Source organism: Micromonospora sp. BRA006-A (genome assembly GCF_033433935.1).
In the GTDB taxonomy this organism is placed as follows: Bacteria; Actinomycetota; Actinomycetes; order Mycobacteriales; family Micromonosporaceae; genus Micromonospora; species Micromonospora aurantiaca.
The window spans coordinates 5,197,165-5,215,042 of the sequence record NZ_JANCLW010000001.1 but is presented as its reverse complement, the minus strand read 5'-3'; the positions used below and the strand labels follow the sequence as shown (position 1 = coordinate 5,215,042).

Genomic DNA, 17,878 nt, shown 5'->3' with positions numbered 1-17,878 from the left:
CCTGCCCGGGTCCGGCGCCTCCTACCCGGCCTCGCCACTCACCCCGCAGAGATCTTGGAAGATTTCGGCCCCCATAGGGGCCATTTCGTACCAAGATCTCGCCCGGTCGTGGTTGATCATGAGGTTGGCGGCGACAAAACGGGCAACCGGTGCCGTCAACTTCATGATCAACGGGGCGAGGGTGGGCGGGGTGAGGGTGGGGCGGGGACCGGGCTCGGGGTCAGCCGATCAAGGGGCGGAAGGTGCCCAGGGCGATGCTTGTGGCCAGGGCCCCGCTCGCCAGCAGCGCGGCGCCCGCCACGAGCAGGGCGTCGGCCCGGGTGAAGCGCTGCGGGCGGGCCACGGTGCGCGGCGTAGCCGCGTCGAAGCCCCGCGCGTCCATCGCCACCGCCAGCCGGGTACCCCGCCGGATCGCGCCCACCAGCAGCGTGAACGCGGTGGACGCGAACAGCCGCAGCTTCGCCGCCGGGTTGCGGCCCGCGTCCACGCCGCGGGCCCGGCGGGCCATGCTGATCATCCGCCACTCCTGTTCCAGCAGCGGCACCATCCGGAACGCGGCGAGCGCCCCGATGGCGAACCGGGCGGGCGTCTTCGCGTTCTGGATCAACGCGTCGGCCAGGTCGGTCGGGTCGGTGGTAGCGAACACGACGATGCCGGGCAGCGCCACGGCCAGCATCCGCAGCACCAGGCCCAGCGCGGTGACGAGGACGCCCTCGGTGACCAGGACCGGACCGGCCTCGAGCAGCACCCGGCCGGAGCGGTCGGCCGCGAAGAGCACAAGCGTGACGAGGATGCCGACGGCACCGGCGAGCAGTGGCCAGGCCCGGCGGGCCAGCACCCGGTAGCGGACCCCGAACAGCGGCAGCACCGCGAGTTCGACGGCGATGGCGATGGCCGGGGCCACCGGGTCGAGCGTCGCCACCAGGATGAGCGTGAAGACCACAGCGGCGGCCAGCTTCGCCACCGGGTTGCGCCGGGCCAGCGGTGCGCCGGGTGCGGCGACCGGTTCGAGGCCGATCACGCGACCACTCCGTCGGGGGAGCGGTGCAGGGTGAGCTTCCGGTCGGCCAGCGCGGCGACGAAGTCCTCGTCGTGGGTCACCGTGACCACACCGTGCCCGGCGTCGCGCAGCTCGGCGAGCAGGTCGACCAGCTCCAGCCAGGTCCGCCGGTCCTGGCCGAACGTGGGTTCGTCGCAGATCAGCAGGCGGGGCGCGGTGGCCAGGGCCGTCGCCACGCTCAGCCGCCGCGCCTCCCCACCCGAGAGGGTGTACGGGTTGGCGCCCGCCAGCCGGTCCAGTCGCAACCGGTGCAACAGCTCGTCGACGGTGGCGGTCACCGCCGGCTCGGGCCGGCCGGTGCGGCGCGGGCCGAGCGCCAGCTCGTCGCGCACAGTGGCGGTGACGAACTGGTGCTCCGGGTCCTGGAACACCGAACCGATCCGGCGGACCAGCGCGGGTGCCCGCCAGCGGTGCGGGGGAGTGCGCGCGTCCCGCCCGGCGAGTTCCGCCGACGCGGTGACGGTGCCCGTGCCGGGTTTCAGCAGGCCGCCCAGGAGCAGCGCCAGTGTGGACTTCCCGGCCCCGTTGGGGCCGAGGACGGCGAGCGCCTCGCCGGCGCGTACCCGAAGATCGGTGGGTTTCAGCCGGGGTGGCAGGCCGAGCCGCTCCGCGGTGAGCAGCGCGTCGCCGGGCGGCGTGGTGGCGTGGCGGGGTGGCGCGACGTGGCCGGGTACCCACACCCCGGCGGCGGCCAGCGCGTCGCCGTGCGCGGCGAAGACCGCGTCGGGTGGCCCGTCGGCGCGGATCCCGCCGCCGGGTTCCAGCACCACGACGCGGTCGACCAGCGGCAGCGCCTCGGTGACCCGGTGCTCGACCATGACCATCGTGGTGCCCGGGTCGAGCGCGTTGGCGACGGCCCGGCGGATCAGGGTGGCACCGGCCGGGTCGAGATTGGCGGTGGGCTCGTCGAGCAGGAGCAGCCCGGGGCGCAGCGCGAGCGTGCCGGCCAGCGCCAGCCGCTGCTGCTCGCCGCCGCTGAGCGCGGCGGTGGGGCGGTCCCTGTCGTACGGGAAGCCGACCCGGTGCAGCGCCTCGTCGACGCGGGGCCAGATCTCCCCGGCGGGTACGCCACGGTTCTCCAGCCCGAACGCCACGTCGTCGCCGGAGCGGGCCATGACGAGCTGGGTCTGCGGGTCCTGGAAGACGATGCCGACGCGCTCGCGGGCCTTGCGCGGGTCCAGCCCGTCGATCTCGACGGTGCCCTCCTGCTCGCCGGAATCCTCCGGCAGCAGCCCGGCCAGCGCGGCCAGCAACGTGCTCTTGCCGGCCCCGGAGGGTCCGAGCAGCAGCACCCGCTCGCCGCTCTCCACGCGCAGATCCACCCCGCGCAGAGCCCAGCGTTTCCGTCCCCCGTGCCGCCACCCGAACCCCCGCAGCACCACCCCGCTCACCGCCCACCCACCCCCTCTTCTCCGTCGATCATGAGGTTGACGGCGATGACGGGTGCCGAAACGGCCGCCAACTTCATGATCGACACGATGGAGGCGTCAGACCAGGGCTCGGTCGCGGCCGGCGGGGAAGCGGTCCAGGACGCCGGTGTTCGCCAGCGCGCGGGTGAGGACGTGCGCGCCGAGACCGGCGACGATCGTGGCGCTGACGATCGTGATCAGCGCGTACGGGAGGCGGTAGGAGGCGAAGTCGAACGCCTTGTTCCAGTAGACGAAGTCGAAGATCGCCGCGCCGAGACCGGTCAGCGCACCGGCCAGCACCGCCACCGGCAGTCGGAACGAGCGGTACCGGAACGCGGCGAAGGCCAGCTCGGCGCCGATGCCCTGCATCAGGCCCTGAAGGATCACGATGCTCGCCCACTGGCTGCCCAGCAGGGCGGAGATGATCGCGGCGACCGTCTCGCAGTACAGGGCGGCGCCCGGCTTGCGGATGATCAGGCCGGCGAGCACCGCCGGGATCAGCCACACGCCGTAGAGCACGGCCTGCGCCGGCGGGAAGAACGCGAACGCCGCGTCGGTGGCGCTCCAGAGCAGGCCCCAGGCCCAGAAGACGACGCCGAAGGCGACGGCGATGACCGAGGCGACGACGATGTCGACGGTACGCCAGCGGTTGCTGTCGGTGTGGTTCACGGTTGGCTCCCAGTTCGTCGAGGTGAACCAGGAGAAGACGCACGCCGCGCCCGGTGGTCACCGGACGGCGACGCGGCTGGAGGTCGACCGAACTCCCTGCGCTGGCATTACCCAGATCAGGTTCGAGGGTCTGCGGGCACCGGCCCGCACTCTCAGCGCTGTGCGCTCCCCTGTCGGATGTGAAGTTGTCTCGTCGCAGACGCTAGCACCGACCACGGCCCGGGGCCCAGCAGGGCGAGTGTCGGTATGGTGGCGATCATGCTGGTGGATGCGCGGGGACTGACGTTCGAGGTACGCGCCGGTGGCCCCGAGGACGGTGACCCGGTCCTGCTGCTGCACGGCTTCCCGCAGCACTCCGGCGAGTGGGACGCGGTCACGCCCGCGCTGCACGCCGCCGGGCTGCGCACGTACGCGCTCGACCAGCGCGGCTACTCGCCCGGCGCGCGTCCGGCGGACGTCGGGGCGTACCGGATTCCGGAGCTGGTGGCCGACGCGGCGGCCGTGCTGGACGCGCTCGGGGTGACTCGCGCCCACGTGGTGGGCCACGACTGGGGCGCGATCGTGGCGTGGGGCCTGGCGGCGGCGCACCCGGACCGGGTGCGGACGCTGACCGCGGTGTCGGTGCCGCATCCGGCGGCGATGGGCCACGCGCTCGCCACCGACCCCCGGCAGAAGGTCAAGTCCGCCTACATCGCGTTGTTCCGCAAGCCCGGTACGGCGGAGAAGGTGCTGCTGGCGTGGAACGGCGCCACGCTGCGCAAGCTGCTGAGCGGCGTGGGCGACGCAGGTACGGTGGCGCGCTACGCCGAGCCGATGCGTGAGCCGGGCGCGTTGACGGCGGCGCTGAACTGGTATCGCGCGATGACCGGGGCGGACATGAAGGCGGTCGCCCCGGTCGGGGTGCCCACGACGTTCGTCTGGAGCGACAAGGACGTGGCGATCGGCCGGACCGCAGCGCAGGCGTGCGCCGCGCGCGTCACCGGTGACTACCGGTTCGTGGAGCTGTCCGGCGTCAGCCACTGGATCCCGGACGAGGCGCCCGGCCCGCTGGCCGAGGCGATCCTCGCCCGGTGCACAGGAACGGAGGAGGCATGACGGTGAGCGCCGAGGCGTACCTGGCGGTGGTGACCGAGACGATCGGCCGGGTCGCCGCCGAGCAGCGGCGCAACGTGGCCGACGCGGCCGACCTGATCGCGGCGGCGCTGCGCGCCGACGGTGTGGTGCACGCGTTCGGCACCGGGCACTCCGAGGCGCTGGCCATGGAGATCGCCGGCCGGGCCGGCGGGCTGGTGCCCACCAACCGGATCGCGCTGCGTGACCTGGTGCTGATCGGCGGCGACCCGGCCGACGTGCTCGGCCCGAAACTGGAACGCGACCCGGCGGTGGCGCACCGCCTCTACGAGCTGGCGCCGATCCGGCCGCAGGACGTGTTCGTGCTGGCCTCGAACTCGGGCGTGAACGGCGCGATGGTCGAGTTCGCGTCCATCGTGAAGGAACGCGGGCACGGGCTGGTGGCGATCACCTCGGCGCAGCACTCGGCCCGGATGACCTCGCGGCACCCGTCCGGCCGCAAGCTCGCCGACTTCGCCGACGTGGTGCTGGACAACGGAGCCCCGTACGGCGACGCCACGCTGCCGCTGCCGGGTGGCGGCGCGGTCGGCGCGGTCTCCTCGATCACCGCGGCGTTGCTCGCCCAGCAGATCGTCGCCGAGGTGGTGGCCCGGCTGGTCGCGGCGGGGGAGCGCCCGCCGGTCTACCTGTCCGCGAACATCACCGGCGGCGACGAGCACAACGCCGAGCTGGAGGCACGGTACGCGGGCCGGATCCGCCGCGGTTCCTGAACCGGTTTCGTGATCACCCGTACGGGGCACAGGCGGTCCTGCCGGTGGGCGTTCACCCGCCGGCTGTGCCGTCTCCCGGGGAGGTCCGCGAGTGTCGAAGGAATCCGAGAAGCAGCGCTGGCAGCGCAACTTCGCCGACCTGTTGCAGGAGCTGCGGGTCGCGCAGACCGGCGTGCAGATCCTCTTCGCCTTTCTGCTGACGCTGCCGTTCAGCGCCGGGTTCGACCGGACCACGGAGTTCCAGCGCGACATCTACATCGTGGCGCTGCTGTCCGCCGCCGCGGCCACCGCGATGATCATTTCCCCGGTCGCGTTCCACCGGGCGCTGTTCCGGCAGGGACGCAAGCCGGAACTGGTCCGGTTCGCCCACCGGATGGCCACCGGCGGCCTGTTCTTCATGCTGATCGCGATGGTCAGCTCGGTCCTGCTGATCACCGACTTCGTGCTGGACCGGCCGATCGCGTTCCTGCTCAGCGGGCTCACCGGCCTGTGGTTCCTGATCTTCTGGGCGATCCTGCCGTTCAGCCGCCGCAACTGGGGTGAGGACGACATCGACGACGAGGACGACGACCCGCAGACGCTCACCGGCGACTGACCGTCCGCCAAATCGGACGTGCACGCGGCGCTACCCCTGGGTAACACCCGGGGGTAGCGTCGTTTTCGTCGCACGCGTCGACGCAGCCGGACCGACGAGGAGGCAGCCGTGACCACGACACAGAACAGCCGGCCCGAGTCACCAGACGGCGCGGGGCCGCTGCCCACCGAGGCGGGCCAGGTGTCCGAGAAGGAGGCCCGCCAGGTCGCCGAGGCGGCCCGCGAGTCGGCCTGGGACCGGCCCAGCTTCGGCAAGGAACTGTTCCTCGGCCGGTTCCGGCTCGACCTGATCGACCCGTGGCCCCGCCCCGACCCGGCCGAGGTGGCCCGCGCGGACGAGTTCCTCGGCGCGCTGCGCGCGTACCTCACGTCCGAGGTGGACGGTGAGGCGATCGAGCGGGACGCGCGCATCCCCGACGAGGTGTTCCACGGCCTGGCCGGGCTCGGCACGTTCGGCATGAAGATCGACCGGAAGTACGGCGGGCTCGGGCTGAGCAACCTGCACTACTGCCGGGCGCTGATGCTCGTCGGCTCGGTGAACCCGGCGGTCAGCGCGCTGCTCTCCGCGCACCAGTCGATCGGCGTGCCGCAGCCGCTGAAGATGTTCGGCACGCCCGAGCAGAAGGACCGGTTCCTGCCCCGGCTCGCCGCCGGTGAGGTCTCCGCGTTCCTGCTCACCGAACCGGACGTCGGCTCCGACCCGGCCCGGCTCGCCACCACCGCCGAGCCGACGGCGGACGGCACCGGCTACCGGCTCAACGGGGTGAAGCTCTGGGCCACGAACGGCACGCTCGCCACGCTGCTCGTGGTGATGGCGCGGGTGCCGGCCGGCGAGGGGCGGCGCGGCGGCATCACCGCGTTCGTGGTGGAGGGCGACAGCGACGGCATCACCGTGGAGCGGCGCAACTCCTTCGTCGGGCTGCGCGGCCTGGAGAACAGCCTCACCCGGTTCCACGACGTGTTCGTGCCGAAGGAGAACGTGATCGGCGGTGAGGGCAAGGGCCTGAAGATCGCGTTGACCACGTTGAACACCGGCCGGCTCTCGCTCCCGGCCATGTGTGTGGGCGCCGGCAAGTGGGCGCTCAACGTGGCCCGCGAGTGGGCGGCGGACCGGGTCCAGTGGGGCCGCCCGGTGGGCGAGCACGAGGCGGTGGCGAAGAAGCTGTCCTTCATCGCCGCCACCACGTACGGCATGGAGTCGATGCTCGACCTGTCCTGCATGCTCGCCGACGACGACCGCAACGACATCCGGATCGAGGCGGCGCTGGTCAAGCTCTACGCCAGCGAGATGGCCTGGCGGATCGCCGACGAGCTGATCCAGATCCGCGGCGGCCGCGGCTACGAGACGGCCGACTCGCTCGCCGCTCGCGGGGAACGGCCGGCCGCCGTCGAGCAGCTCCTGCGCGACCTGCGGATCAACCGGATCTTCGAGGGCTCCACCGAGATCATGCACCTGCTGATCGCCCGCGAGGCGGTCGACGCGCACCTGTCCGTCGCCGGCGACATCATCGATCCCGACGCGGGGCTGGGCCGCAAGGCCAAGGCGGGGGCGCGGGCCGGCGCCTTCTACGCGAAGTGGCTGCCCACGCTCGCCGTCGGCAAGGGGCAGACGCCCGGGGCGTACCAGGAGTTCGGGCCGCTGGCCGGGCACCTGCGCCACGTCGAGCGGACCTCCCGCAAGCTGGCCCGGTCGACGTTCTACGCGATGTCCCGCTGGCAGGGGAAGATGGAGCGCAAGCAGGCGTTCCTCGGCCGGGTGGTGGACGTCGGCGCGGAGCTGTTCGCGATGAGCGCGGTCTGCGTCCGGGCCTACGCCGAGCGGGACGCGCACCCGGAGAACGTCGAGCTGGCCGACCTGTTCTGCCGTCAGGCGCGGCTGCGTGTCGACGAGCTGTTCACCGGGCTGTGGTCGAACACCGACTCGGTGGACGTGGCCGCCGCCAAGCGGATCGTCGCCGGCCGGTACGCCTCGGTGGAGGAGGGCGTCGTCACCCCGCCCGCCGACCTGCCTTGGGTGGCCCGCTGGGAACCGGGGCCGTCCACCGAGCAGGACGTCCGCCGTCGCATCCCGCCGGCCGGCTGACCGGACCGCCCCGGCGGCCGTCCGCCCGGACGGCCGCCGCGGCGGTCAGCGCGCGATCGCCCAGGCCAGGACGCCGGCCAGGATCAGGCCGTTGAGACCGGCCAGCACCAGGTACGCCGACGGCGGGATCTTGCGGCCCTTGCGGACGAAACTCACCAGCACGGCCGCGTACGCCAGCAGCAACACGGCGACGACGATCAGGAAGTACAGCACCGGCACACCTTACCGGCCGCCGCGCAGCCCCAGTTCGCGCAGCTCCAGCGCGGCGAGCGCGTCGACTGTCGCGTCGTCGCCGCGCCGCCACGACTCGGCGACGTCGGGCGCGATCCGGGTCAGCTTCGACAGCGGCTGACCCGCAAGCGCGCGCAGCGCCAGCAGATCCCGGCCGGCCGGGACGCCGGCCAGGGCCTTGGCCGCGCCGGCCCGGCGCATCCAGCGCAGGCGCAGCGGCAGCCAGCCGAACAGCACCAGGCCCAGCGGGAACACCAGCACCGCGACGGTCAGCCCGAGCGCGAGCTGCCCGACCAGCTCCTGCTGATCGCGGCCCGCCTCGGCGACCGCGCGGGCGGCGTCGGCGGCGCGGGTGAACGGCGCGGTCAGCTCGTCGCCGACGATCGGCACCCGGCCGACCTTGCCGCCGGCGTCGGCCAGGTTGTCGGCGAGACCACCGCCGGCCCCCTCCAGCTTCTGCCCGGGTACGGCGAGCTTCTCGACCACGTCGTGCAGCCACAGCGCGAAGCGGATCGCCGCGTACACCCAGACGACCACGAGCAGGTCGGTGAGGAACTGGCGGACAGCGGTGGGAAAACGGTCGGCGTAGATCTTCACGCCGGACAGCGTCCCACGGCGCGGGCGCGTCGGCACCTGGCCGATTTCCCGCTCAGTGCGACCCTTCACCGGCGTGACTGACGGCGTCCGCCACGATGTGCGCGACGTGGTCGTCGACCAGCGCGTACGCGATCTCCCGGCCGCGCCGCGACCCGCGCACCACCCCGGCGCCGCGCAGCACCCGCAGGTGCTGGGAGACCAGCGGCTGCGGCGCGCCGAGCTTCTCGACCAGCTCGTGCACGCAGCGTTCGCCCTCGGCCAGCTCGCTGACGATCGCGAGCCGGATCGGGGCCGAGAGCGCGCGCAGCAGGTCACCCGCACCCTCGAAGGCGTCGTACCCGTTCGTGCCGGTCACCCTGTAACGGTAACCAATCCCAGCTGCGCCGGCGGGCAGGGCCTCACCGCAGCAGCACCTCGTGCTCGACCGGCTCGGGCGGCGGCGTGGCCCGGTCGGCCCGCACCCGCCGCCGTAGCGCCCGCGCACCGGCCGCCGCGAGCGCGACCAGCAGGAACGAGCCGATCGCCACGAGCACCACCGACGCGCCGGGTGCGGTGTCGGCGGTGGCGGCCACCCAGACCCCGGTGCCGGCGGCGAACAGGCCCAGCGCCATGGCCGCCGTCATGGTGGAGCGGAAGCCCCGGGTCACCTGCTGCGCGGTCGCCACCGGCACCACCATCAGCGCGCTGATCAGCAGCACCCCGACCGCCCGCATCGCGATGGTCACCGTGACCGCGGTACCGACCGCGATGACCAGGTTCAGCGTCCGCACCGGCAGGCCGGACACCCGGGCGTACTCCTCGTCGTGGCACACCGCGAACAACGCCGGACGCAGCACCAGCATGGTCACCAGCAGCACCGCGCCGAGCACGCCGATGGTGATCAGGTCGGTGCGGGAGGTGGTGGTCAGCGACCCGAACAGGTACGCGTTGAGCGATCCGCTGCTGGCGTCGGAGAGTCCGACCAGCATCACACCGCCGGCGATGCCGCCGTAGAACAGCAGCGCCAGCGCCAGGTCACCGGAGGTGCGCCCGTACGCGCGGACCAGCTCGATCACCACCGCGCCGAGCGTCGCGGCGATCACCGCCACCAGCACGGGGGAGCGGTTGAGCAGCAGTCCCGCGCCGACGCCGGTGAGCGCCACGTGCCCGAGCCCGTCGCCGATCAACGCCAGCCGCCGCTGCACCAGGTAGATGCCGAGCGCCGGGGCGGCCAGCCCGATGATCAACGCGCCGACCAGGGCGCGGAGCATGAAGTCGTACTGGAAGAGATCCATCTCAGATGCCTGTCCAGAGCCGGGCGGGCTCCTCGTCGCAGTGCGGGTGCACGTGCTCGTGGTCCGGGTCGGCGTGGTGGCCGGCCGGTTCGGGCACCGCGCCGTCGTGGGCGATCCCGCCCTGGTGCACCACCACGGCCCGGCTGATCAGCGGGCGCAGCGGGCCCAGCTCGTGCGCGACGAGCAGCACCGTGCCGCCGCCGTCGCGGAACGCGCGCAGCGCCCCGGCGAACGCCTCCTGGCTGGCCGCGTCCACCCCGGCGGTCGGCTCGTCGAGCACCAGCAGCTCCGGACCGCCGGCCAGCGCGCGGGCGATCAGGGTGCGCTGCTGCTGGCCGCCGGAGAGCGTGGACACCGGGTCGCCGGCCCGGCCGGCGAGCCCGACCGCGTCCAGCGCCGCCGCCACCGCCTCCCGGTCCGCCCGCCCGGCCGGACGCAGTACGCCCCGGCGGGCCAGCCGCCCGGACGCCACCACCTCGCGCACGGTGGCGGGCACTCCGCTGCCCGCGCCGAGCCGCTGCGGCACGTACCCGATGCGGTGCCACTGCCGGAAGCGGCGCTGCGGCGTGCCGAACAGGGCGACCGACCCGGCGCCGAGCGGCACCAGGCCGAGCGCGGCGCGTACGAGCGTCGACTTGCCGGAGCCGTTGGCGCCGAGCACGGCGACCACCTCTGAAGCGGTCACTGTCAGCGAGACGTCACGCAGCACCGGGCGGCCGTCGTAGCCGACTGTGGCGTGCGCGATCTCGATCACGGGTGAGGTCATGAGCAGTCCAGGGCGGTTCGCAGGGTCTGCAGGTTGGTGCGCATCGCGGAGAGGTAGTCGCCGTCGGCGGGCGGGCCCTCCAGCGGGTCCAGGACCGCCGTCTTCGCCCCGACCTCACGCGCGATCGTCTCGGCGACCTTCGGGCTGACGAGCGTCTCGAAGAAGATCGTGCCGGCCTGGTGCTCCCGGGCCTCCTCGGCGACCTCGGCGAGGCGCTTCGGGGACGGCTCGGACTCCGGGGTGAGCCCGCTGATGCCGATCTGCTCCAGCCGGTAGCGCTCGGTCAGGTAGCCGAACGCGGTGTGGCTGGTGACGATCTCCCGGCGCTGGCAGGTGCGCAGGCCGTCGGCGTACTCGGTGTCGAGCTTCGTCAGCTCGGCGCGCAGCGCGGCGGCGCGGGCGGTGTAGTCGGCGGCGTGGTCCGGGTCGGCCTTGCCGAGGCGCTCGGCGAGCTTGTCGCCGATGGTGGCCAGCCGGGTCGGGTCGAGCCAGACGTGCGGATCCTTGCCGCCGCCCTCCTCGGCGTGCCCGGCCTCGCCCTCGCCCTCGTGGTCGTGGTCGTGCCCACCGGCGGCGGCGTCCCGCAGCGGCGTGACGCCCGCCACGTCGAACGCGCGGTCGCCGCCGTTCTGCTCCACCGCCTCGTCCACCGCCGGCTGGAAGCCGCTGAGGTAGACGACCACGTCGGCGTCGACGATCTGGCCGACCTGCCGCGGGTTGAGTTCCAGGTCGTGCGGCTCGGCGCCGGGCTTGGTCAGGTTGCTGACCGCGACCGTGTCGCCGCCGATCCGCTCGGCCAGGAACTGGAGCGGGTAGAACGCGGCCACCACGTCGACCCTGCCCGGCTCGCTCGCGCCGCCTGTACCGTCCGCGCAGGCGGTCAGGCCGGCGGCGGCGAGCAGGGCGGTGGTTGCGGCGGTCAGGATGCGGCGAGGTGCACGAACGGTCATGGGCTCAACTGTCCGCGACAACGAAAACTATTGTCAAAAACGCATGATTGCATGTCAGCGCAGGTCAGCTCGGCTTCCCGGGTCAGCCCACCATGAGCTTCGCCAGCGCCACCGCGATCAACAAGGTCAGCATCACCAGCCGGAGCATCCGGGTCGCCGGGGCCTGCACCGGCCAGGTGACCGACATCAGCCAGACCAGCCCGCCGGCCAGCACGAGCAGCAGGACGCCACCCGCCGGGCCGGGCGCGAACAGGCCGACAAGCACCAGGGCCAGCGCGGCCAGGAACACCGCCGTCGGGTTGAGCCGCGCCAACCGGGACAGCACGGGACTCTGCGTACGCTGCATGCCACAAACTCTACGAGGAGGAACCCCGTGCTGGTCACCAACCGCTTCGTGGTGGAAGCCGAAACGGTGGACGAGTTCACCCGTGCGGCGCACGCCGCGCTGGCCGCGCTCGCCGCCCGCCCCGGCTACCTGCGCGGTGAACTGCTGCGGGCGCTCGACGACCCGGCCCACTGGCTCCTGGTCACCGAGTGGGAGTCGGTCGGTGCGTACCGCCGGGCGCTCGGCGGATTCGACGTCAAGGTCACCGCCGTGCCGCTGCTCGCCCGATCGGTGGACGAGCCGTCCGCGTACGAGACGCTCGCCGGCGCCGCCCCGGAGGGGGAGATCGTCGTCGTCGCCAGCGATCGTGCCGCAGGCCCGTACCGCTGAGTGCCGGGGCACTACCCTGGCGCGTATGACCGCTCCCGGACCGGCCGCGCCACCCCCGTCGTCAGTTCCGCCCGCGCCGCCGGCGGACCCCGGGGTGCCCACGCCGCCGCAGGGACCCGGCGCCGCGCCGCCGTTCGCCGCCCCGCCCACCGAGGGCGGGCGGACCCGGCTCTGGCTCGGCCTCGGCGCGGGCGCGCTCGCAGTGCTGATCTGCTGCGGTGGGGGCGGCGCGGCGGTGGTCGGCCTGGCCGTGAGCAACGCCCAGGCGATCGGCGAGCAGGGCCGGGCCGTCACGAACGACTACTACCAGGCGCTCGTGGCCCGGGAGTGGTCCAAGGCGTACGACACGCTCTGCGACGACATCCGGCGACGCGAACCCCGGCGGGAGTTCGAGCGGCGGGTGGCCACCGAGCCGCAGATCTCCGGCTACCGGGTCGGCGAGGTCGACCTCAACACGCTCACCGTCCCGGTGGACGTCACGCTCGCCGGCGGCCGCCGGGAGGCGCAGACCGTGACGCTGGCGCCGGACCAGCAGACGGGCGGCGTGGAGGTCTGCGGGGTGAGCTGACCGGCCCCCGGTATTCTGCTGGGCTCGGGACGGACACGGTCGTACCGTTGTCCCGAACAGCCCGGTTCCATCCATCTCAACCGCGCCGACCGCCAGCCGGCGTAGGAGGAAACATGCCAGCCGACCGTATCGACGCCGTCACCAGCCTCGCCAAGCGCCGGGGCTTCGTCTTTCCCTCCAGCGAGATCTACGGGGGCACCCGGTCGGCGTGGGACTACGGTCCGCTCGGCGTCGAGCTGAAGGAGAACGTCCGCCGGCAGTGGTGGCGGACCATGGTGCAGCAGCGCGACGACGTCGTCGGCCTCGACTCGGCGGTCATCCTGGCCCGCAAGGTCTGGGAGGCCAGCGGCCACATCGCCGAGTTCGTCGACCCGCTCACCGAGTGCCAGTCCTGCCACAAGCGGTTCCGGGCCGACCACCTGGAAGAGGCGTACGAGGCCAAGCACGGCAAGCCGCTGACCTCGCTGACGGAGCTGAACTGCCCCAACTGCGGCAACAAGGGCACCTTCACCGAGCCGAAGATGTTCAACGGCCTGATGAAGACCTACCTGGGCCCGGTGGAGAGCGACGAGGGCATGCACTACCTGCGCCCGGAGACCGCCCAGGGCATCTTCGTCAACTACAAGAACGTGGAGACGGTCGCCCGCAAGAAGCCGCCGTTCGGCATCGCGCAGACCGGCAAGTCGTTCCGCAACGAGATCACCCCCGGCAACTTCATCTTCCGGACCCGTGAGTTCGAGCAGATGGAGATGGAGTTCTTCGTCGAGCCGGGCACCGACGAGCAGTGGCACGAGTACTGGCTCTCCGAGCGCTGGAACTGGTACCTCGACCTGGGCCTGTCCGAGGAGAACCTGCGCTTCTACGAGCACCCCAAGGAGAAGCTCTCCCACTACTCGAAGCGCACCGTCGACATCGAGTACCGGTTCCGGTTCGGCGGCAGCGAGTTCGCCGAGCTGGAGGGCATCGCCAACCGCACCGACTTCGACCTGTCCACGCACAGCAAGCACTCCGGCGTCGACCTGTCGTACTTCGACCAGGGCAAGGGCGAGCGCTGGATGCCGTACGTGATCGAGCCGGCCGCCGGCCTCACCCGCGCGGTGCTGGCGTTCCTGCTCGAGGCGTACGACGAGGACGAGGCGCCGAACACCAAGGGCGGCGTGGACAAGCGCACCGTCATGCGGTTCGACCCGCGCCTGGCCCCGGTCAAGGTCGCCGTGCTGCCGCTGTCGCGCAACGAGGCGCTGTCGCCGAAGGCCAAGCAGCTCGCCACCGACCTGCGCAAGCGCTGGGTGGTCGAGTTCGACGACTCGCAGGCGATCGGCCGCCGCTACCGCCGGCAGGACGAGATCGGCACGCCGTTCTGCGTCACAGTCGACTTCGACACGCTCGACGACAACGCCGTGACGGTCCGGAACCGGGACACGATGGCCCAGGAGCGCGTCTCGCTGGACCAGGTCGAGCGCTACCTGATCGAGCGCCTCCCCGGCTGCTGAGGTGTGTAAGGAAGGGCCCCTTCTTAACGCCTCGTGTAGAGAAGGGGCCCCTTCTTAACACCCCTCATCCGGGGGAGATCGGCTCCGCCCGTACGCCGGTCGCGGCACCCATCCCGCGCCGCGCCGCGTACGCGTCCTCCACCGTGCGCCGCACGCGGCCCGGCTCCCGGCGGATCTGCGCCGGCGTGAAGTGCAGGATGAGCACCCCGTGCCGGCTCAGCTCGTTGTGCCGGTCCAGCGTCCGCGCCCAGTCGGCCGGGCTGAGGTGGTACTCCCGCGAGTCGACCTCCAGCGCCACCGCGCAGTCGGCGAGGTAGCCGTCCGGCGTCGGCAGCCGGGCGCCGTCGGCCGCCGACAGCCGCGGGTTCCACAGGATCTCGCCGAGCACGCGGCTGCTACCCAGGCACTCCCGCAGCTCCGTCTCGGGCGCCGAGCGGACCCCGTCGGTGATCTCGGCGAACGCCTTCCGGATCAGCGCGGTGCGGCTGCGCCGGGCCCGGCGGATCTCCGCGTCCAGGCTGTCCAGGTCGGTGAAACCGCGCTGCACGGCCTCGGCCACCGTCGCCCGTACCGGCCGCAGCCCGCGCAGGTCGCGGGCGGCGTCCACCACCGCCCGGGCCGGCGAGCACACCGGGTACAGCGCGGTCCGCCGGGCCTGCGGATCAAGCTCCAGGGCCCGCGCGATCACCGCGTGACCGGCCGAGCGGCGCCGCACGTGGTGCGGCAGGACCAGGTGTACGTCAGCAGTGCGCGGGCTGTGCCGGAAGCCGTACCAGATCAGGGCGGCCAGGCCGGTGAGCTGCGCGTCGGCGCCCGCGTAGAGCGCCGCCGAGATGCGTCGTTGCTCGTCGGTGAGGGTGCCGGTGACGAGCGCGTACGTGGCCGGCAGCACGCGCTGCCACAGGCCGCGCCGGGTCTGCCGGTACAGGTACATGTCGTCGTATCCGACGCCCAGCAGCTGCGTCCGCGTGACGATCTGCTGCTGGCGCTCGGCCAGGTCGCTGAGTTCGGGTGGCTGTTCGCGCATGCCCGGCAGCCTGCGGGCTCGACCGCTGCTCCTCCCGCCCGTCCGCCCGGCCTGTGGACAGCCGCCCCGGTTGTGGAGAACGCCCGCCGGGCTGGTCGGCTGTGATATGTGCCCCTGTTAACAAGGGGCCCCTGCTCTACCGGAGACGTTAATAAGGGGCCCTTCCTTACACTTGTGCGGTGACTGCGCCGACCCTGCCCGCGTTGACCATAGGCCCGCACCGGGTGTGGCCGCCGGTGGTGCTCGCGCCGATGGCCGGGATCACCAACGTCGGCTTCCGCCGGCTCTGCCGTGAGCAGGGCGGCGGCATCTACGTCTGCGAGATGATCACCACCCGTGCGCTCGTCGAGCGGAACCCGAAGACGCTGCGCATGATCGCCTTCGGTGCCGAGGAGCACCCCCGCAGCCTCCAGCTCTACGGCACCGACCCGGAGATCACCGCCGCCGCCGTACGGATCGTGGTCGAGCGCGACCTGGCCGACCACATCGACCTCAACTTCGGCTGCCCGGTGCCCAAGGTGACCCGCAAGGGCGGCGGCTCGGCCCTGCCGTGGCGCCGCCGGCTGTTCGCCCGGCTGGTCAAGGCCGCGGTGGACGCCGCGTCACCCGCCGGGGTGCCGGTCACCGTCAAGATGCGCAAGGGCATCGACGACGACCACCTGACGTACGTCGAGGCAGGGCTGGCGGCCCAGGACGCGGGCGTCGCGGCGGTCGCCCTGCACGGGCGTACGGCCGCGCAGCGCTACTCCGGCACCGCCGACTGGGACGCGATCGCCACCCTCAAGTCGGCGCTCGACGTGCCGGTGCTCGGCAACGGCGACATCTGGGAGGCCGACGACGCGCTGCGGATGGTCGCGCACACCGGCGTCGACGGCGTGGTGATCGGGCGCGGCTGCCTGGGCCGGCCGTGGCTGTTCGCCGACCTGGAGGCCGCGTTCAACGGGAGCACCGAGCGGCGGCTGCCGAGCCTCGGCGAGGTGGCGGTGACCATGCGGCGGCACGCCGAGCTGCTGGTGGAGCAGTTCGTGGCGGGCGCGCGCAACCCGGCCCGGGGCGAGCGGGACGGCTGCACCGACTTCCGCAAGCACGTCGCCTGGTACCTGAAGGGCTTTCCGATCGGCAGCGAACTGCGCCGCTCGCTCGCCATGATCGAGAGCTTGGCGCAGCTCGACGATCTGCTCGGCAAGCTCGACCCGGCCGTACCGTTCCCGGTGGAGAACCTCGGCCAGCCGCGCGGCCGCACCAACTCCCCGGGCAAGGTCTTCCTGCCCGACGGCTGGCTGGCCAGCCGCGACGACGACACCCCGCCCGACGGCGCCGAGCTGGACGACTCCGGCGGCTGACCCCTGATACGCCGAAGGGCCCGACCCCCGGGGGGGTCGGGCCCTTCGTCATCGTCACTCGGTCAGGAGCTGTAGCCGCGGCTGGCGATCCAGCGGGCGAGCTCGTCGACGTCCATGCGGTAGGAGGCCTGGTTCGGGTTGGCCGAGTCGGCGATCGTCACGACCTTCCCGCCGTCGCGGTAGCCGACCACGCTGATGTAGTGGCCACCCTCGAACGAGTGGGCGGTGCCGTCGGTGTCGGTCGCGGTGCCCGCGATGTTCGCCACCACGGCCCGGCCGTCGTCGACGGTCTTGACCACGTCGGCGCGCAGCTTCTCCACCTTGTCACCGGCCTTGTCCACGGGGATCTCGGTGGACTTGTAGACGTCCTTACCGGTCTCCTTGTTCAGCACCGGGGTGATGTCGTTGATGGAGTCGGTGCCGTCCTCGGTGGTGCCCATCTCCTCGGCCATCGCGTGCACGTCGATGTTCTTGCCCTGCACGCTCAGCGCGTTGCGGGCCGCGGCCGGGCCACAGAAGTAGAAGTTGGGCTGCGCCTCGTAGCGCACGTCCAGCTCCCGCTCGCCGTGCTTACGGTCGCTGGTGACGACCTGGGCGGCGCGCTCGGCCGGGGTGGCCTGGGCGGCGATGGCGGGGCCGGCGATGCCACCAGCGGTGGCGACGACACCAGCAGCGGTCAGAACGGTCTTACGCAGCAGAGTGGTAGCCATGATCAGTTGCCTCTCTGTCGGGGGTACGCGGCGAAGGGGGATGCCGCGAATGAAGATCAGGTGGCCCGGTATGTGCGTCGGGCCGGTGGCTCGCTCGGGCGGCCAGGGGGGATGGCCTGCTCCGGCGGCTCAGGGATGTAACGACCGGGGGTCCGGGGTCATTCCCGGGTGCCCGGCGGTGGGGCCGGCTCGACAGGCGCTGTCGGCCTGCTCGGCCGCCCGATGATGTAACGACCGGCGTCCCGGCCTGATTCCCGGCCCGAGGGGGCGGGCGGTCGGCGGGTTGCGGCGCGGTCTGCCATGTACAACGCCCCGCACCCACCCCCGATTCCACCCCACGGGTGACCCCCACCACCCCAAACAATGTCGGGCTCGGGGCGCTCGGGGCGCTCGGGAGGGAGTGCGCGACGGCGAGGGGGAGGCTGAACGTCGCCCCGGGGATGAAGGCGTCGATCATGAAGTTGACGGCGTTTTGTGTCCGGTTTGTCGCCGTCAACTTCATGATCGACCGTGTGCGGCGTCAACGGGGTGACACGGGTGGGCGCCTC

At 72.7% G+C, this 17,878-nt stretch carries 20 protein-coding genes and 1 riboswitch; of the genes, 8 read left to right on the top strand and 12 right to left on the bottom strand.

The features are described from left to right. Positions 1-220 precede the first annotated feature (220 nt). From NMK34_RS23620 to NMK34_RS23610, 3 genes are all read right to left on the bottom strand, one after another. The gene (locus NMK34_RS23620) at positions 221-1,021 is read right to left on the bottom strand and encodes an energy-coupling factor transporter transmembrane component T (protein WP_318335259.1); all 801 of its coding nucleotides are present in this window, start codon (positions 1,019-1,021) and stop codon (positions 221-223) included. Then, complete coding sequence (locus tag NMK34_RS23615) at positions 1,018-2,451, bottom strand: ABC transporter ATP-binding protein (protein WP_318335258.1); 1,434 nt, start codon at positions 2,449-2,451, stop codon at positions 1,018-1,020. The genes NMK34_RS23620 and NMK34_RS23615 overlap by 4 nt, the downstream gene beginning before the upstream one ends. A 96-nt stretch (positions 2,452-2,547) precedes the next feature. Next, positions 2,548-3,138 carry an ECF transporter S component gene (locus tag NMK34_RS23610; RefSeq protein WP_013475532.1) on the bottom strand — a complete coding sequence of 197 codons (591 nt, stop codon included), beginning with the start codon at positions 3,136-3,138 and terminating at the stop codon, positions 2,548-2,550. A gap of 75 nt (positions 3,139-3,213) precedes the next feature. Then, a riboswitch (TPP riboswitch) is annotated at positions 3,214-3,320 on the bottom strand. A 76-nt stretch (positions 3,321-3,396) separates the two neighbouring features. Between NMK34_RS23610 and NMK34_RS23605 the strand changes: the two genes are divergently transcribed. The 4 genes from NMK34_RS23605 (at position 3,397) to NMK34_RS23590 (ending at position 7,656) form a co-directional block, all read left to right on the top strand. Beyond that, on the top strand, positions 3,397-4,233 hold the full coding sequence (locus NMK34_RS23605) for an alpha/beta hydrolase (protein WP_318335257.1): 837 nt from the start codon (positions 3,397-3,399) through the stop codon (positions 4,231-4,233). Further along, positions 4,230-4,979 carry an SIS domain-containing protein gene (locus NMK34_RS23600; RefSeq protein ID WP_318335256.1) on the top strand — a complete coding sequence of 250 codons (750 nt, stop codon included), beginning with the start codon at positions 4,230-4,232 and terminating at the stop codon, positions 4,977-4,979. Before NMK34_RS23605 ends, NMK34_RS23600 begins: the two co-directional genes overlap by 4 nt. Before the next feature lie 91 nt (positions 4,980-5,070). Next, positions 5,071-5,574: a DUF6328 family protein gene (locus tag NMK34_RS23595; RefSeq protein WP_318335255.1), complete on the top strand. Its 504-nt coding sequence runs from the start codon at positions 5,071-5,073 to the stop codon at positions 5,572-5,574. 108 nt (positions 5,575-5,682) lie between these two features. Then, positions 5,683-7,656 carry an acyl-CoA dehydrogenase family protein gene (locus NMK34_RS23590; protein WP_318335254.1) on the top strand — a complete coding sequence of 658 codons (1,974 nt, stop codon included), beginning with the start codon at positions 5,683-5,685 and terminating at the stop codon, positions 7,654-7,656. Positions 7,657-7,701: 45 nt separating this feature from the next. On the opposite strand, the gene NMK34_RS23585 is transcribed toward NMK34_RS23590, so the two are convergent. The 7 genes from NMK34_RS23585 to NMK34_RS23555 all read right to left on the bottom strand — a co-directional run bounded on the left by NMK34_RS23585 (position 7,702) and on the right by NMK34_RS23555 (position 11,820). Then, positions 7,702-7,869: a hypothetical protein gene (locus tag NMK34_RS23585; RefSeq protein WP_318335253.1), complete on the bottom strand. Its 168-nt coding sequence runs from the start codon at positions 7,867-7,869 to the stop codon at positions 7,702-7,704. Positions 7,870-7,878: 9 nt separating this feature from the next. Then, positions 7,879-8,484, bottom strand: coding sequence for a hypothetical protein (locus NMK34_RS23580; protein ID WP_318335252.1), 606 nt, complete (start codon positions 8,482-8,484; stop codon positions 7,879-7,881). 52 nt (positions 8,485-8,536) lie between these two features. Beyond that, positions 8,537-8,839: an ArsR/SmtB family transcription factor gene (locus NMK34_RS23575; protein ID WP_013287947.1), complete on the bottom strand. Its 303-nt coding sequence runs from the start codon at positions 8,837-8,839 to the stop codon at positions 8,537-8,539. A 43-nt stretch (positions 8,840-8,882) separates the two neighbouring features. Continuing rightward, the gene (locus NMK34_RS23570; protein ID WP_318335251.1) at positions 8,883-9,758 is read right to left on the bottom strand and encodes a metal ABC transporter permease; all 876 of its coding nucleotides are present in this window, start codon (positions 9,756-9,758) and stop codon (positions 8,883-8,885) included. A gap of 1 nt (position 9,759) precedes the next feature. Further along, the gene (locus NMK34_RS23565) at positions 9,760-10,524 is read right to left on the bottom strand and encodes a metal ABC transporter ATP-binding protein (protein WP_318335250.1); all 765 of its coding nucleotides are present in this window, start codon (positions 10,522-10,524) and stop codon (positions 9,760-9,762) included. Beyond that, positions 10,521-11,474 (bottom strand): metal ABC transporter substrate-binding protein, encoded by a 954-nt coding sequence (locus tag NMK34_RS23560; RefSeq protein ID WP_318335249.1) that lies wholly within the window; start codon positions 11,472-11,474, stop codon positions 10,521-10,523. Before NMK34_RS23560 ends, NMK34_RS23565 begins: the two co-directional genes overlap by 4 nt. An 82-nt stretch (positions 11,475-11,556) precedes the next feature. Then, positions 11,557-11,820 (bottom strand): DUF6703 family protein, encoded by a 264-nt coding sequence (locus NMK34_RS23555; RefSeq protein ID WP_120568528.1) that lies wholly within the window; start codon positions 11,818-11,820, stop codon positions 11,557-11,559. A gap of 27 nt (positions 11,821-11,847) precedes the next feature. On the opposite strand from NMK34_RS23555, the gene NMK34_RS23550 reads away from it, so the two are divergent. From NMK34_RS23550 to NMK34_RS23540, 3 genes are all read left to right on the top strand, one after another. After that, positions 11,848-12,189: an antibiotic biosynthesis monooxygenase family protein gene (locus tag NMK34_RS23550; protein WP_318335248.1), complete on the top strand. Its 342-nt coding sequence runs from the start codon at positions 11,848-11,850 to the stop codon at positions 12,187-12,189. A gap of 94 nt (positions 12,190-12,283) precedes the next feature. Further along, a complete protein-coding gene (locus NMK34_RS23545) occupies positions 12,284-12,757 on the top strand; it encodes a hypothetical protein (protein ID WP_318336408.1) in 474 nt (157 codons plus the stop codon). Positions 12,758-12,870: 113 nt separating this feature from the next. Then, positions 12,871-14,250, top strand: a complete 1,380-nt coding sequence (locus tag NMK34_RS23540; RefSeq protein ID WP_013475540.1) for a glycine--tRNA ligase — start codon at positions 12,871-12,873, stop codon at positions 14,248-14,250. Between the two features lie 64 nt (positions 14,251-14,314). Here NMK34_RS23540 and NMK34_RS23535 read toward each other — a convergent pair whose 3' ends face one another. Further along, positions 14,315-15,277: a type IV toxin-antitoxin system AbiEi family antitoxin domain-containing protein gene (locus tag NMK34_RS23535; protein ID WP_318335247.1), complete on the bottom strand. Its 963-nt coding sequence runs from the start codon at positions 15,275-15,277 to the stop codon at positions 14,315-14,317. Between the two features lie 179 nt (positions 15,278-15,456). Here NMK34_RS23535 and dusB point away from each other — a divergent pair, with 179 nt between their 5' ends. Next, the gene (dusB, locus tag NMK34_RS23530; protein WP_318335246.1) at positions 15,457-16,620 is read left to right on the top strand and encodes a tRNA dihydrouridine synthase DusB; all 1,164 of its coding nucleotides are present in this window, start codon (positions 15,457-15,459) and stop codon (positions 16,618-16,620) included. A gap of 62 nt (positions 16,621-16,682) precedes the next feature. Here the strand turns inward: dusB and NMK34_RS23525 are convergent, their stop codons facing one another. Further along, entirely contained in the window at positions 16,683-17,330 is a 648-nt protein-coding gene (locus tag NMK34_RS23525) for a C39 family peptidase (protein WP_318335245.1), read from the bottom strand. Positions 17,331-17,878: the final 548 nt, after the last annotated feature.

Coding starts and splice junctions, on each gene's coding strand:
- NMK34_RS23605 (WP_318335257.1), top strand. CDS start 3,397: ATGCTGGTGGATGCGCGGGGACTGACGTTCGAGGTACGCGCCGGTGGC.
- NMK34_RS23600 (WP_318335256.1), top strand. CDS start 4,230: ATGACGGTGAGCGCCGAGGCGTACCTGGCGGTGGTGACCGAGACGATC.
- NMK34_RS23570 (WP_318335251.1), bottom strand. CDS start 9,758: ATGGATCTCTTCCAGTACGACTTCATGCTCCGCGCCCTGGTCGGCGCG.
- NMK34_RS23565 (WP_318335250.1), bottom strand. CDS start 10,524: ATGACCTCACCCGTGATCGAGATCGCGCACGCCACAGTCGGCTACGAC.
- NMK34_RS23560 (WP_318335249.1), bottom strand. CDS start 11,474: ATGACCGTTCGTGCACCTCGCCGCATCCTGACCGCCGCAACCACCGCC.
- NMK34_RS23555 (WP_120568528.1), bottom strand. CDS start 11,820: ATGCAGCGTACGCAGAGTCCCGTGCTGTCCCGGTTGGCGCGGCTCAAC.
- NMK34_RS23540 (WP_013475540.1), top strand. CDS start 12,871: ATGCCAGCCGACCGTATCGACGCCGTCACCAGCCTCGCCAAGCGCCGG.
- NMK34_RS23535 (WP_318335247.1), bottom strand. CDS start 15,277: ATGCGCGAACAGCCACCCGAACTCAGCGACCTGGCCGAGCGCCAGCAG.
- NMK34_RS23525 (WP_318335245.1), bottom strand. CDS start 17,330: ATGGCTACCACTCTGCTGCGTAAGACCGTTCTGACCGCTGCTGGTGTC.